Origin of the sequence: Acetivibrio sp. MSJd-27, from assembly GCF_018918095.1 — a bacterium.
Lineage (GTDB): Bacteria > Bacillota > Clostridia > UMGS1840 > HGM11507 > HGM11507.
The window spans coordinates 13,541-27,867 of the sequence record NZ_JAHLPV010000034.1 but is presented as its reverse complement, the minus strand read 5'-3'; the positions used below and the strand labels follow the sequence as shown (position 1 = coordinate 27,867).

13 protein-coding genes are annotated in these 14,327 nt (G+C 47.1%); 9 read left to right on the top strand and 4 right to left on the bottom strand.

What is annotated here, in order from left to right; translation table 11 throughout:
- Nucleotides 1-604 precede the first annotated feature (604 nt).
- The 9 genes from KQI32_RS10325 (at nucleotide 605) to KQI32_RS10290 (ending at nucleotide 9,737) form a co-directional block, all read left to right on the top strand.
- Nucleotides 605-1,150, top strand: coding sequence for an RNA polymerase sigma factor (locus KQI32_RS10325; protein WP_216424917.1), 546 nt, complete (start codon nucleotides 605-607; stop codon nucleotides 1,148-1,150).
- A complete protein-coding gene (locus tag KQI32_RS10320) occupies nucleotides 1,134-1,478 on the top strand; it encodes a hypothetical protein (RefSeq protein WP_216424916.1) in 345 nt (114 codons plus the stop codon). The genes KQI32_RS10325 and KQI32_RS10320 overlap by 17 nt, the downstream gene beginning before the upstream one ends.
- Nucleotides 1,459-2,094 carry a hypothetical protein gene (locus tag KQI32_RS10315; protein ID WP_216424915.1) on the top strand — a complete coding sequence of 212 codons (636 nt, stop codon included), beginning with the start codon at nucleotides 1,459-1,461 and terminating at the stop codon, nucleotides 2,092-2,094. The genes KQI32_RS10320 and KQI32_RS10315 overlap by 20 nt, the downstream gene beginning before the upstream one ends.
- Nucleotides 2,079-2,720: a PrsW family glutamic-type intramembrane protease gene (locus tag KQI32_RS10310; protein ID WP_216424914.1), complete on the top strand. Its 642-nt coding sequence runs from the start codon at nucleotides 2,079-2,081 to the stop codon at nucleotides 2,718-2,720. Before KQI32_RS10315 ends, KQI32_RS10310 begins: the two co-directional genes overlap by 16 nt.
- A 111-nt stretch (nucleotides 2,721-2,831) precedes the next feature.
- Nucleotides 2,832-3,137, top strand: coding sequence for a hypothetical protein (locus KQI32_RS10305; RefSeq protein ID WP_216424913.1), 306 nt, complete (start codon nucleotides 2,832-2,834; stop codon nucleotides 3,135-3,137).
- The gene (locus KQI32_RS10300; RefSeq protein ID WP_216424912.1) at nucleotides 3,134-8,560 is read left to right on the top strand and encodes an S-layer homology domain-containing protein; all 5,427 of its coding nucleotides are present in this window, start codon (nucleotides 3,134-3,136) and stop codon (nucleotides 8,558-8,560) included. The genes KQI32_RS10305 and KQI32_RS10300 overlap by 4 nt, the downstream gene beginning before the upstream one ends.
- A gap of 512 nt (nucleotides 8,561-9,072) precedes the next feature.
- Nucleotides 9,073-9,285, top strand: coding sequence for a hypothetical protein (locus tag KQI32_RS13450; protein ID WP_253291158.1), 213 nt, complete (start codon nucleotides 9,073-9,075; stop codon nucleotides 9,283-9,285).
- 27 nt (nucleotides 9,286-9,312) lie between these two features.
- On the top strand, nucleotides 9,313-9,513 hold the full coding sequence (locus KQI32_RS13445; RefSeq protein WP_253291157.1) for an RNA polymerase sigma factor: 201 nt from the start codon (nucleotides 9,313-9,315) through the stop codon (nucleotides 9,511-9,513).
- A complete protein-coding gene (locus KQI32_RS10290) occupies nucleotides 9,498-9,737 on the top strand; it encodes a helix-turn-helix domain-containing protein (protein ID WP_216424911.1) in 240 nt (79 codons plus the stop codon). Before KQI32_RS13445 ends, KQI32_RS10290 begins: the two co-directional genes overlap by 16 nt.
- 592 nt (nucleotides 9,738-10,329) lie before the next feature.
- On the opposite strand, the gene KQI32_RS10285 is transcribed toward KQI32_RS10290, so the two are convergent.
- The 4 genes from KQI32_RS10285 to KQI32_RS10270 all read right to left on the bottom strand — a co-directional run bounded on the left by KQI32_RS10285 (nucleotide 10,330) and on the right by KQI32_RS10270 (nucleotide 14,298).
- Complete coding sequence (locus KQI32_RS10285) at nucleotides 10,330-11,016, bottom strand: ECF transporter S component (RefSeq protein WP_216424910.1); 687 nt, start codon at nucleotides 11,014-11,016, stop codon at nucleotides 10,330-10,332.
- Complete coding sequence (locus KQI32_RS10280) at nucleotides 11,001-12,608, bottom strand: ABC transporter ATP-binding protein (RefSeq protein WP_177691646.1); 1,608 nt, start codon at nucleotides 12,606-12,608, stop codon at nucleotides 11,001-11,003. The genes KQI32_RS10285 and KQI32_RS10280 overlap by 16 nt, the downstream gene beginning before the upstream one ends.
- Nucleotides 12,581-13,456, bottom strand: coding sequence for an energy-coupling factor transporter transmembrane component T (locus tag KQI32_RS10275; RefSeq protein ID WP_216424909.1), 876 nt, complete (start codon nucleotides 13,454-13,456; stop codon nucleotides 12,581-12,583). Before KQI32_RS10275 ends, KQI32_RS10280 begins: the two co-directional genes overlap by 28 nt.
- 107 nt (nucleotides 13,457-13,563) lie before the next feature.
- Nucleotides 13,564-14,298 (bottom strand): DUF4430 domain-containing protein, encoded by a 735-nt coding sequence (locus KQI32_RS10270; RefSeq protein ID WP_177691644.1) that lies wholly within the window; start codon nucleotides 14,296-14,298, stop codon nucleotides 13,564-13,566.
- Between the last annotated feature and the right edge of the window lie 29 nt (nucleotides 14,299-14,327).

Genomic DNA, 14,327 nt, shown 5'->3' with positions numbered 1-14,327 from the left:
GCTGGCCATGTGGAAGTGGCGGGATGGGAACCATGGCACGCTGCATCGGATACTCATGTTTTTATTCCCAATAGACACAAAAACGCGTGGATTCGCTTGATGGAATCCATGCGTTTTTCGACAGGCTGAGACGATTTGACAATCGTCTGCATAAGTTCTACCAACGAAAACAAGTTTTCGGGTATCACTTAAAGGGTTTGGGAATATCCCAAAATATTTTTACGGCAATTTTGCAAAAATGACCGCCGTAAAAATCGTGAGTGGGTACTCACTCGCTTTGCTTGCTATTCTCTTAAAGCGCAGGTTTTTCCCTCTATATAGGTAGTGCGGAAAATACGGTTTTGGCAACTCTTTTGAGAGAAAAAATGATTATTTTGTTTTGAAATTCATTTATAAAGCAAAGACATTTCTGTTTTCCCACATTTGAGAAAAACAAGAAATTTACAATTTTTTCATAGTGCAAAACGCTGAAAACCCTTCCGGCTCATTGACGAAAACTAAAATGTATGATATAATCTAATGTGGGTTTTTGTATCAGCATGATGACACATTCTGTCGGAAAAATTGTCCGGCAAACCAAACGAAGAAGGGGGTTTGTTGAATAATGGATACAACAGGAATTTATAACGAATACCTTTCGGGTGATGCAAAGGCTCTTGAAAGGCTTATGGAATATTACGGCGACAAAATGACACTGTATATAAACGGATATGTGAAAAATCTTCACGATTCGGAGGACCTGCTGATAGAGGTTTTTGCATATCTTGTCGACAAGCGTCCGAAGATTAAAAGCAGCTTTGAAAGCTATATATATAAAGCGGCCCGCAATCACGCACTGATGTTTTTGAGAAAAGCGAAAAGACATATTCTTCTTACAGATGAAGAAATGAATTTTTGTATAGAAAATACATTTGAAGATGATATGTGGCTCGCACAGCGGGACAGACAGCTTTATGAATGCATTGAGCGATTGCCGCCTGCGCAGAAAGAGGCTCTTTATCTCGTGTATATTGAGGGAATGCGATATAAAGATGCCGCTGCAATTTTAAAAAAGTCAGCAAAACAGGTTGATAAGCTGCTGCAGCTCAGCAAGAAGAATTTAAGACCTTTGCTTGAAAGGGAGGGAATAAAAAGTGCGTTCAACGACTGAAAGAATGCTGCTTTTGAAAAAAAGAACCGATGAACTGAAAAAGCGGCGCAAAGCAAAAAAACATATGCTTGCGGTCATCTCGTACTGTTCGTTTTGTCTTGCTTTAATCGCAGCTGTATCGGCGCTTGTCTGTGATTTGAATTTTAACGGATTTGAGCAAATGCCGCTGCCCGACGCTGCCGGTGTTTTCGCAGACAAAGCCTTTGCCGGTTATGCGGTTGTGGGTATTCTGGCGTTTTTACTCGGCATTTCGGTAACCCTGATGTGTGATATTCTGCATAAAAGAAGGAAAGAAAGGGACGAGAAAAATGACAGAGCTGACAGATAATCTTTTACAGCTTTTCTGTATTTTTATTTGCGGAGGTCACTCCTGCATTGCAGCAGTACGAATCAGAAGCTACAATCGTCTTTTGGTATCGCTTTTTTACCTGAGCTTCGGAATGGGGCTTGCCTATTGGGTACTATACCTGATATTGTTCGGCACTTCTCCGCTTGTATTTTGTGTTTCGGAGCTGAGCTGGACGGCTTCATATATTTTTCTTGCTCTGCGTCTTTATGCAGATATGCCGAAAGAAAAGCAGAAAGAGAAAGCCGTTTTTTGGATCTTACCGGTATTTTCACTTGCTATGTGTATTTTCTTTTACACAAGAGGCAGCTATTTTGAGAACATCTTAATGGGAACGGCGATGGGAGTATTGGGATATTATGCGGTAAAAGGCATATGCTTGGCAAAAATCCGAAACCGTTCCGAAAAGCCTTTGATTTTTTATGCAGCTTTGTTTTTTTATGCGGCTGAATATATTTTATGGATTTCTTCGTATTTTATTACTAAAAATATTTTTGTGAATCCTTATTATTTGGTTGACATATTGATACTGAATCCGGCTCTTATTCTGATAGCCGTTGCGCAAAGCAGGGAGGAAAAGCTATGCCGTACAACATAGAAAATATATTTATATGCCTTGCGGCTCCGTTTTTAATTGCCGCACTCGGCACAAATGCAGGCAACAGAAAGAACTATCTTTTTATCGTTCTCGGCTTTGTCTGCTGTATTATATCTGCCTATCTGAATACGTTTTTTTCGGCGCTTTACAATGCACAGGATACATATGCCGTATTGGAAATCTCACCGGTTATAGAGGAAACCGTAAAGCTGCTGCCTCTTTTGTTCGGCTTGATTGTTTTTGAACTTTGCCCTGAGGACGGAGGTAATATTATTTTCAATATTGCAGTGGGGTTTGCTACCTTTGAAAACATATGTTACCTTTTGGAAAACGGAACGGGCAATCTGTTTTATTTATTTGTGCGCGGCTTCTCATCGGGCGCTATGCACATTACCTGTGCCTTTATCATCGGATACGGACTCAGGGTATTCCGCCGCCCTGCCGCACTAAGGGCGGCAGGTATTTTCGGACTGTTATGCGTTGCAATTACCTTTCATGCAACGTTTAATATGCTTATGAAAACTGACGGAATGATAAAGCAGCTTGGTTATGCCATTCCGATTGTTTCCTGTATTATTCTGCTTCTTCTGAAAGCCCCCTTCAGAAAATTGACTGCTTCAAAATAACTTTGTTTTATACAGACCGGTAAAAATCCGGTCTTTTTTATTTTTTTGGGGGGGAATTTTATATTTTCAAGCACCTATATAATAAAAGGACAAATCGAGGAGGTGTTTGAGTTGAAATCCAATGCGGAAAGAATGAGCTTAGTTTTCACCCGAGCAAAAAAAATAAAATATCGCAGGGAGACAAAAAAGCTGAATTTCTGCAAGGCGGCAACCGCCCTGCTTTCCGTTCTTTTGCTGTGCTGTGCCGCATTATTTCCGGCATCGTACAAAAGTGCGGCGGTTGCCGGTTACTGCGGTGCAATTCTGCTGATTGACGGAGTGGGCGGATATGTACTGACAGCCGTTGTGACATTCGTCGCCGCAACGGTGATTACCGTTATCTGCATCAAAATAAAAAATAGGAGGAACAGAAAATGAACAAAAAAATACTATCGGTGTTATTATCACTTTGCATCATCGTTTGCGCGCTGCCGATGAATATTCTTGCGGCGCCCGAGCAAAACGAAACGCTTACCTTTGAAGTAAACGGTCTAAAAACGCTTCTTCTGCAAAACGATTACATAAGCTTTTATTTCTACGATTTTCGGTATCAAACCTATACGGCAACGGTTCCGAGGGCAATCGCAAAGGAAACAGGCGAGGTTTTTACACAGGATCTTCAAGCCCCCGGCTGCGAATTTAATGTTTATACCGGCGGAGGAAATAAGAAGACAACCTATCCGTCTGTCACACTGCAAAAGGCGGAGTTTGTGTCCGAAACGCCGAACGGGGAAAATACCGCAATTAAGGCAGACTACAACATGGACATAGGTCTGTACGATATTCCCGGAACTCCGCACGGCACAAGAATACCGGCAAAAGTAACGGTTTATCACGAGCTTGTATGTCTTGACAAAAAGGACAAAACGGCTTGGGGCGTTTTGACAACTGTTGGGGATATACAAATGAACAGCGATGCTTTATTCGGACATGATTTTTACTTTGAGTGGTGGTATGTGATAAACAGCTTCACCGGAATGGGTCACGGTGAAACCGCAAACAGCCCCGGAGGCCCGGCGATTAAGATGGATCGCACAACGGTAACCGAAAGCGGCGATAGAACAACGAAAAGTTCGGTTGTCACAGGCAAAATCGATGATATGTCAACAAAGCACGTTCCAAAAGGGTATACCTCGTGGGGCGATATAGACGGCGTTTATGTTAATGAGCTTTATACAGACGCCTATCCGTGGGCAAATCCGTTTGTCGGTCTGTCCGATTACTACGATAAGTTCGATATTGTGTACTGCGGAGATACTCCGCTGCGTGTAAGTCTGCCGCAGGTCGTTACCGTGAAGCCACACGATTGTCCTGTTCTTACATGGGTGGAAAGCAGAAGCCATACCTACTTTGACATTGACGGAAATACGGGAATGTCGATCGGTTCGCAGTATCTGTGGGGTTATCGCGATCTGAAAACGATGAGTGAGGAGCTTCCCACAAAGCCTGACGAAATATCGTCAAGCTTTTCCGCAAAGCGTCTTGCGGCATTTGAATCAAACGGCGCAATTACCGTTGAATACGTTTCTGATGACGCTGCGCTTGAGAAGCTGAAAAAGAAATACAATTCGTCCCCCGTTGCGCAAATCGGCGGAGAGTATGAAAGCACAAACGGCTCTTCCTTTGTGTTTACGGACGGCGCCGCAATGCTCACTCCTTCCGTGACGGCAACATGGAACAAAAATGCCGGCGGAAAGCTGATTATTCATAAGGACGGACGTATCGAGCAACACGGCGTTCACCTGAACGCTCCCTCGTTCAAATTCTATCAGCCGAGAGGCGGTGCGGAGGGCTCTTTAAAAATCACACTTTCAAAAGAAGGCTTTATATTTGATATTGAGCCGGATAAAAACGATGCAATCATTTATGTTGATATTCCGTATGCAACGGCAAAGCTGGAAAAGGCATCTGCCGACGTGAACGGCAACCTCATTTTCAACGGCGAAATAGGATTTAAAACAATATTTGACGGCGCTGAATTTTCACTTGAAAAGCTGGGCTACGGTTTAAAAGAAAAGACAGTAGGCGGCAAAAAGACGTATGAATTTAAGGTTAACGGCGTGAAAGCAAAGGGCAGCTTTGACACCGCCAAGATGATGGCGTTGGAGCTTGCAAAGGTTGAGGGTGAGGTCAACACCTTTAAGGGTGAGGAACGGTATGCCTTTAGCCTTGAACTGAATGCCTTTGACCTGTTTGAAACCGAGGCGTCGCTTGCTCTTGAACGCATTAAAAACGGTTCTCTCGTTCCGGACGAGCTGTGGTTTTTTGTAAAAGCGTCACCCGGAATCGTCCTTGTTCCGCCCGTTCCGGTAGGACAGCTTAACGGCGGCGGCGCAGGCTTTAAGGATCTTGCCGCAACGATAAACGGCAATTATTTTTACATTCCGCCCGTAAAGCTGAGAGGTGCGCTGGCAGGAACCTATCTGCATCTTATCGAGGGAACAGGTAACATTGTTATAGGACCGAGCGAGATTTCACTAAAAGCGACCGATGTTAACCTTGTAGGCGCAGGAGCGGCGACGCAGATTATCGACAGCTTCGGCTATTCCTTAAAATTAAACGGACAGGAACGCAGTTATAAAGGCAATACATATCAAGGCGTTTATTTCGGCGGCTCAAAAGAGCTTGCATTAAATCTGCCGAGTAAACAGATAGACGTTATAACGTTTGACTCTTCTATTGAATTGGGCGCTTTCGGCGGTGTGAATGACAGCAAGGATAATGTATATCTTGCAATCGGTGCAAACGGCACGGTTGCAGGCAGATTGCAGATTCCAAAAGGTAGTCCCGTCTTTGCCGGCAAAGGATTTAATGTCGGAAATATCAATCTCATCGTAGGCGGTCAGACGGCATTCCCGATCAGAAACGTCACCGTCGAGGAGGGTATGAAGCAAGCCTTCCAAAATGTCGATGTGTACCTCGGCGTGGTGGCTCAGGTGGGCGGCTGGTTCGCCAGTGCCCGGGCATGGGTACTCGTGCCGAAGATCGTGGAGACCAACTTCCGCAAGGGCGGCGGCTGGGGCCTTGAGTTTAAGGTGCTCGGCTATATGCCCGAATGGAACTGGGCGGATAAAGGTGTGACGCCGGTTGTGACTCTGCTTGCGGAAGACGGCGGAGCGGATATTGCGGCGGTGCGTGAGGAGAACCTTGCGCTTGCAAGCACCGGCGTGAGCCGGACGGAAATCTCAGTGAGTGCAGGAACGGACGAAGCGCCGTATATCGTACTTGCCTTTGACGGAAACCTCACCGAGGAGCAGATCAAAGACAACCTGAAGATTTTCAATGACAGCAACACCCGGCTTAATATCGACTGGATGACCGACGACAGTGAGTTTAATCCCAACGAAGCTGTCAGTGCGACAACTATCGCAGATATGGAAAAAACAAACGCTGACGGCAAAAAATATCGTCTGGCTCTTCTGAGGCTTAAAGAAGGCGGCAAGTATACCGTTGACGCAGGCGGGTTGACATTTACCGATGAAAAGGCGTTTTCCGTTGAGCCGTTCGAGAAATTGGCTCTGACACTGAACGGCAATCAGCTTTCCGGTCAGGTGAAGTATGCCGCGAAGGATACGCCTTACGTTATCCGCACTTATTTTTCAAACGAAGAGGGCGGAGCGGATTATATGATTTCCGAGCAGGAAATAGGCGATACTTCAAACATTACGCTTCCCGTTCCATCATCGGGTGCGCTGGCTCCCACCGGAGAATACTATGTAACAGCCTTTCTTATGACGAAAAAACTGGCTGATATCAACGGCGACGGAGAAGAGGAGGAAGCGCTTATTGCCATTGACAATCAGGCATTTGGCAGTAAGGTTTCATACACCAATATATACGAGCCGTCTGCACCGGCAAACGTTACCTTGCAGGCGTCCGGGAATGAAGTAATGCATGCACAGTGGGATGCGGCAGACGGCGCAGACGGTTATGCCGTGAGAATCTATGAGGAAAAAGACGGTTCATGGACAGATACGGGCTTCGGATATGATTTGAATGATGGCTCAACCTCTATAGATATGGCGCTCACAGTAGGAGGAAACGGTGTCCGCGTAAACGAAGAAGGAAGCTCCGCAGAGTCGGTTGCTGCCGAGAATCTGTTGCCGGACAAGACCTACAAGATCGGCGTTCGTGCATACAAAAAATCGGAGGACGGAAAGTACTACAGCAGGGAAACCGAATCCTCGGGAGAATATCTGCCGAAATATACGCCTGTTGAAATAACGCTTTCGGTTAACGGCAGCGAGTGTACCGCCGATGAAAACGGCGTTTACCATGCGTATGTCGGCGGAGGAAACAACACCCTGACGGTAAGCGGTTCGGACGCCGGCGCATCGTTTAAGGTAACAAGAATGGATTCCAATGCAGAAATACCGATGGAAAACACAGAAAACACCTTTGCAATTCCCGAATTTGAGGGAAGCCTGATGTTTAAGGTTGACGCTGTTTCCGACATGGACGTAACAAGCGTATTCCTGCTTGTGGATATGGATAAAGAGCCGCCCGTGCTGACGCTTTCCTCCGACGTATTCTACGCCGACAAGGAAACCGGCGAATATACGATAACCGGAATGGCGGATGCGGGCAGCAGAATCGTATACGGCAAAAATGAAGAGGTTCTTGCCGGAGCAGACGGAAGCTTTGCTGTTTCCGGACAGCTTGAAAGTGAAACAAGCGCCGTTATAATGCTGTATGCACAGGACATTGCAGCAAATACTTCCTTGCCGCAGACGGCTCTTGTAACAAAGAAAACCTCCAACACCGTAACGGTGAATGAAAGCTATGCGGAGGTTTCGGGCAGCGGAGAGTATTCAACCGGCGAAACGGTAACGATTAATGCGGGCGTGCGCAGCGGCTACACCTTCAGCGGCTGGACATCGGACGACGGCATACAGCTTGCGGATACCAAAGCGCAGGAAACAACCTTTACCATGCCCGATAAAGCGGTAACCGTAACCGCAAACTGGACAAAAACCGGTGGAAGTTCCGGAGGCGGAGGCGGCGGAACAACTCGCTATACCGTATCGTTTGAAACAAACGGCGGCAGCAAGATTGCAAATCAGACCGTTACAAGAAACAGCGTTATCAAAGAGCCGACAGCGCCGACAAAAGAAAACTTTGATTTTGACGGTTGGTACTCGGATAAAGAACTCAAAACCAAGTACGATTTTTCCGAAAAGGTAACAAGCAGCTTTACTCTCTACGCAAAGTGGACAGAAAAAAATAACGGAGGCACAACGCCGGACGGCGATTGGAAGAATCCGTTTACCGACATCAGAGAAAATGACTGGTTTTACGATTCGGTGAAATACGCATACGAAAACGGTCTGATGAAAGGTGTATCAAATACGGAATTTGCACCCCAAAGCGATATTACAAGGGCAATGTTTGTTACAGTTCTTTACCGTATTGAAAACGAGCCGCAGACAGCCGCAGCCGCCTTCATTGACATAGAAAGCGGAAGCTATTATGAAAAGGCTGTTGCGTGGGCAAGCAATAACGGTATAATCTTTGGGATTTCCGAAAATCAATTTGCTCCGAATGATAATATAACCAGAGAGCAGATGGCGGCAATGATCTATCGCTATGCAGCATTCAAGGGATATGACATAACGACAAGCGGCAGCACGGCCTATACGGATAACAGCGATATTTCAGATTATGCAAAGGACGCTGTAATATGGGCGGCGGAAAAGTCCATTATGACAGGCAATACGGACGGCAGCTTTGCACCGAAGGCCAATACGACAAGGGCGCAGGCAGCCGCGGTATTTATGCGTATGCTGGAAAACCTAAAATAAAACAAAGCTTAATATTAAAACCACTCTCTTAAAATGAGGACAAACGACGGCATAGCAGGCCGCCCGGTATAGAGGCAAAACGCCTTTATTGCCGGGCGGCTTTTTTTGTGCCTTTTTATATGATATTACAAAGCAAAGGAAGCGAAAGCGATTACCGCATAAATAAAAAATTGCCCTGCATAGGACAAAATTATGCTTTTTGTCGGATATGCCCTGCGGCACGGAGGACACTTTATGAAGCACAGAGCAAAGCGCAAAAAACATAAATTCAAAGGACATCACCGCAAATCTTCGGACAAACATCACCGCAAACCGCCGCCGTATCACAGCCGCGCTCCGTCGTCCTCCGTATTGAATATTCAAAAAATATCAATACGGGGGAACAAAATGCGTTCAAAAAAATTTTTTCAAAATTTTTTCATTTTCGAGTTGCCAAAACGGCGACTTCTGAACTACCTATATGAAAGGGAAAACAGAACACCACTTTCGCAAGTGCGGAAGGAGGTGAGAAAATGAAAAATTCCCAAAAAAGCGAACAGCGCATACAGAATCAATTCGGAGCCTTCTGTACCCGTGTTTTGAAAAATGAAACAAGGTACATTCGGCGTGAGCTTGGCAATAAGGCTATCAAAGAAAAATCGTATGACGAGCTTTCCGAAAAAGACCTCTACGAATTGGCAGCGTATGACAACTATTTTGACGGCGAATATTCCTTTGATGTTTAGGGAAAAGAAATAGTTGTTAAGGGCGATATGCTTGCGGCAGCTCTTGAAAAACTTCCGGCGGACAAGCGGGATATTATTCTGCTTTCATACTTTATGGAAATGACCGACAGGGAAATTGCAAGGGAGCTTGACACGGTACATCAGAATGCATCAAAGCGGCGAGCCCGTATACTGAAACTTATGCGCGACTATTTGGAAAAGGAGGGTTTTGAGTGGCCTCAAATGTAAAAAACTTACCGCTGTCGGTTATCATTGCCGCAATGAGCGGTGACGGACAGGCTTTGGGCGCTGTTCTCGCTCACTACCGGCGGTACATACGCAGTTTGGCAACACGGACGCTTACAGACGAATACGGTAACGAATATTATTATGTTGATGAAGAAATCGAAAAGCGTCTTGAAGCCCGGTTGATTTACTGCATAGTAACCGATTTCAAAATCTTACCCGATTAAAAGCCGGCATTAAAGAGGTTGGGGGTGCGTTCCCTTTCCGCACCCCTTTTTACCTCAATTATCGTTCTATCAAAACATATTCAAAATCGGGTATGTTTTGATAGGCTGATAATAGCTTAGAATAAATGTTCCTTGACAAAGAAAGCGCATAGGCGCAGTATAGACAGTCTTTCAACATTCAGTCATAGCAGAGCTTATACAGTAAATGCGCCACGATGGTCGGACTTAAATTATCAACTTCATTTTCCTTTATGCCGGAGCGAGAAACATTTTTACCGTAAATGCAGAATAAAAGGCAATTCTGCACAGCAATGACGCTATGATGAAATAATGATACTCCCGTCTTGAACGCGTCACTGCATTGGGCGGTTGCATAAGAACTATGCGGAGGGTGAGAATCCCGTGAGCCGTGCCACCGGCTGTCAGACTGTCGTTAAACATTCATAAATGTCCATTATAACACACGTTTTAAATCCTGGCGAGTATGTCCTGTTCTTTTTTCCTGTCTTTCCCATAAAAATATGCACCTCCAAAAGTGTCTAACTTTTGGGGTGCATATCAAATCGCCTCGCTGTCCCTTTTTCTCGATCTTCTAAGAATAAAATCGGTTTTCCGACAGCAGCCCATATTTCACCTTGACCCGTTCCAAAACCCTATAGAATGGCTGATAGAACAAAAGCAAAAACACCACGTTACAGATCGAATGGTTCAGGTTAAACAAGGTGGAGGCGGCATAGGCAGCCAGATAAGATTCCGCGCCGCCGAAGCCAGCCAGAACGAACCAGGTATCCATAATCCATCCGAACAGAAATCCATAGACAAACCCCGCCAGACAGAGCAAGGGCATCCTGCGCGAAGAGGGAGAGCGGAACAGCACGCCGCTCAGCAGTCCCAAAAGCCCCCATGCAAACATCTGCCAAGGGGTATAAGGTCCCTGCCCCAGAAACAGATTGGAAACCAGAGCGGCGGTTGCCCCCACGATAAAGCCGGATTCTCCGCCGAATACAATTCCGGTCATCATAATGACAAAGGTGGTCGGCTGGACGCTGGGTAAGGCCGCAAAGGGAACTCTGCCCACCGCTGCCACGGACGCCAGAATTGCCAGAAGAAGAATTTCCTCCGCTCCCCGCTCCTGCCTTTCAAACCGCAGCAAAAAAGGCAGAAAGGATAACAGGATGATAAGGAAGCTGACCGGAAGATAATATTTTTCCAGAAACAAGGTGTAAGCAAGAACCAGCACGCCAATGACCAATACGGGCAAAATCAGTTTTTTTGCCATAGGCTGTCCACCTCTTTTCTGGTCAGCATCGCCGGATACCGCCGGCGCACCATCCGATTGATATTTGTCGTATAAAAATAGTTTCCGGCAAAAAAATCTGCCGTGCCTTTCTCACTCACGGTACTTCCATTGAATAAGAGACAGCAGTTGTCCGCATAGCTGGCCGCAAAATCCACATCATGGGTGACGAGCAGAACGGTTCCCCCATTCTGCTGGTATTCTTGAAGCAAGCTTCCCAGTCTGGCTTTCATTCTCTGGTCCAGTCCTTTGGCCGGTTCATCCATCAGAAGCAGGGAGGCCTCCCGCAGCAACCCGCAGGCGATCATCAGCCGCTGCTGTTCCCCGCCGCTCAGATCATGGGGATGCTTTTGCATGCAATGGGTGAGTTCCAGACGAGACACCAGCCGTTCTATTTTCTCTTCCTCCGCACCGACAGAACGAAGCTCCTCCTCCGCGTGCTCAAAGGAAAAGAAAAGCAGGGGATTCTGCGGCAGATACGTGACCGAGCGCTGCCCCCGCATCCATTTGATTTTTCCCGCCTGGGGCTTTAAAATTCCCGCGATCGCCTTGAGCAGTGTGGATTTTCCGGAACCGTTGGCCCCCAGCAGACAGGTACACTTCCCCTGTTCCAGCGTCAGGGACAGATCCTTTAAGACATAGGCTCCCTCCAAGGTATACTTTAAAAACAGCCGCTTAACTGCCAGCAGTGGTTCCCGCGTTTTCTCCGCATTTTGCACGGACGGTTCCCATGGGGGAAGCCGATCCAGATTCCGTTCGAGCAACCGCTGGTTTTCCCGCACCGTAAGACAGATCTCCGCCTCGCTGTCCACATGCTCCCGAAGTCTTTGGGAGAGGAAGGCCTGTGCCGGAATAAAATCGGTTTTCTCCGCGCTGAGCTGCCTGGCAACCTGCTTTGGCTCCGCATCTATCCGCACAGATCCGTTTTGCAGAAACAGCACCCGGCTGCAGAGAGGATAGACATCGTCAAACCGATGCTCGCTCAGCAAAACCGTCATTCCAAACTCCTCGTTCAGCCGTTTTAAAAAGAGCAAAAACTCTTTGGCGGCAACCGGATCCAATTGGGAGGTTGGCTCATCCAAAAGCAACACTCTGGGCTGGAGCAACAGCACAGAGGCCAGATTCAGCACCTGCTTCTGCCCGCCCGAAAGCTGGAGGATCTCTTTGTCCAAAAATCCTTCCATCCCGAAAAAGCTGCAAAGCTCGGCAATCTTCCGCTTCATCTCAGCGGAGGAAAACCGCAGGTTTTCCATGCCGAAGGCCAGTTCGCTGTATACATCCCCCATTACAATCTGATTGTCGGGATTCTGAAAAACAAAGCCGATTTCACGGGCGGAAGCCTCCTTCGCTATCTCCGGCAAAGGAATTCCCCGATAGGTGATGGTTCCCCGAAGAGAGCCGGCAGGCGTGATCTCCCGTTTCATCTGTTTTAACAGGGTTGTTTTTCCACAGCCGGAGCTTCCGCAGAGCAAAACAAATTCTCCCTCATGAATCGTCAGATCGATGTCCTTTAAAGAGGGCATATCATTCACAGGATATTGAAAAGTTAACTGTTCCAGTTTGAAAAGCTCCATTTCAGCCGTTCCACTCCTTCTGTCAAAATGGGAAATGCGTAAAAGAAACCAGCCGCAATATAGATGGCAGGCTGTCCCAGCGGCTGCCAGCCCGTTTGGAAAAAGTCCTGTTTCAAGTCAAAGCCGTACCAGAGGCCAATGGTTCCCAAAAAAGTACACAAGATATAAACCGATGCCAATAAATCCGCGGCAGTCAGCCGCTGTTCCCTCCAGCCAGTGCGTCTGGCATACACGCCGTATCCGCGCGCGCGCATGGACTGAGCGGTTTCAATCGCACCGCAGATCGCGCCGGAAAACAACAGGGTTAAGAGACGGAAAGCCTCCTGAAGGGTTTCCCGCCGCCTTCGCTTCCGCCCGACAGGATGCTTTACTCTCTGCACGCCGGAAAGCTCCCGATACTGCTGCTGGAGCGCCGGGATAAACCGCAGGCACATCATAATCAGAAGCGAGGTTCTGGGCAGCCGTTTGGAAAACAGGAACATAAATTTATCCGGTGTAATGATCCGGTTATAAACCATAAAAATCAGAAACACTGTCATGATGGAAACCGCGGCGGTAAATCCGTACAAAAAAGATTCCAGCGTGACCGGATTTTCAAAAAAATAAAACAGAACGGTTCTTCCGCGGTGATTCAAAAGCGGATTCAGCAGAAGCACAAACAGCCCCGTCCCCGTAATCCATAAAAGACTGCCGTCCAACGCACATTTTTCAAGCAGGCACCAACCAAACACAAAAACAAGACCCAGCATCAAAAGAAGCGGGTCCAGCAAAACCATTGACAGTATCACCGCCAGAAGCAAGTAAACAAACGAGACGGCCGGGTTTAAATTTTGAAATCCGGTTTGCATGGCATTCCTCCGTCGTAATTTTCATTTTTAGGGTTCAATACCCGCATAGGGCAAAGAATAAAGGACATAGCGCAACAATATACTTTGCACATTGCTCTATGCACTGATCATACCTTTCCCTGAATATCTTTTCCTAAATCCAGCGTATAAATCCAGCAGATGATATCATTTTCTTTCACGGTGACACCGCCGCAGCTTTTCCCGGCGAACGCACCGTTCACAGTATACATCCAGCCGCTTCCAGCTCCCTTGGAAAATTCATAGAGATTATCAATCCCCTCCACATAGGCGTTCTTCTTTCCGCCGCTGTATTCCATCTGGATCTTCCGTTCCCTGGTGGCGCGGAGCAGGACGGTCAGAACGGTATCTCCCTCTTCCAAATCCACCTTTACAGGGGACAGAATATAGCGGTTTTCATCTGGAACCTGTATCGACAAAGTGACCTGTGAAACATTTCTCGGCGTTTCTGTCTCCGCTGCCGGCTCCTGTCCGCCGCTGTCCGGCATAGCTGGAACGGGGGGCTCTTGGGAAGGAAGCGTTTCCGCACCGGATGAGGATGGTGCTTGCTGCGGCGCTTGGGTGTTCCGCTCCCCGTCTGTTCCATCCGCATTTTCCTCCCGTGAGGGTGTGTTTGTCTGCGGCGGTACTGCTGTTTCTTCTTCCCCTGAGGACTCTTCACCATTCGTAATGGGTTCCTGAGCAACCGTAGGAGAGGGAGCCTCCGATGGTTCGGCAGCCAGCTTTTGGTGCCTTGCAAGCAGAATTCCGCCTGTTCCCAAAACAATAATCGCAAAAATCAAAAGAAACGAAACCCATACTTTTTTATCCTTCAAACCTTTCACATTCCTCTCTCCTATTCGACGAACCGATC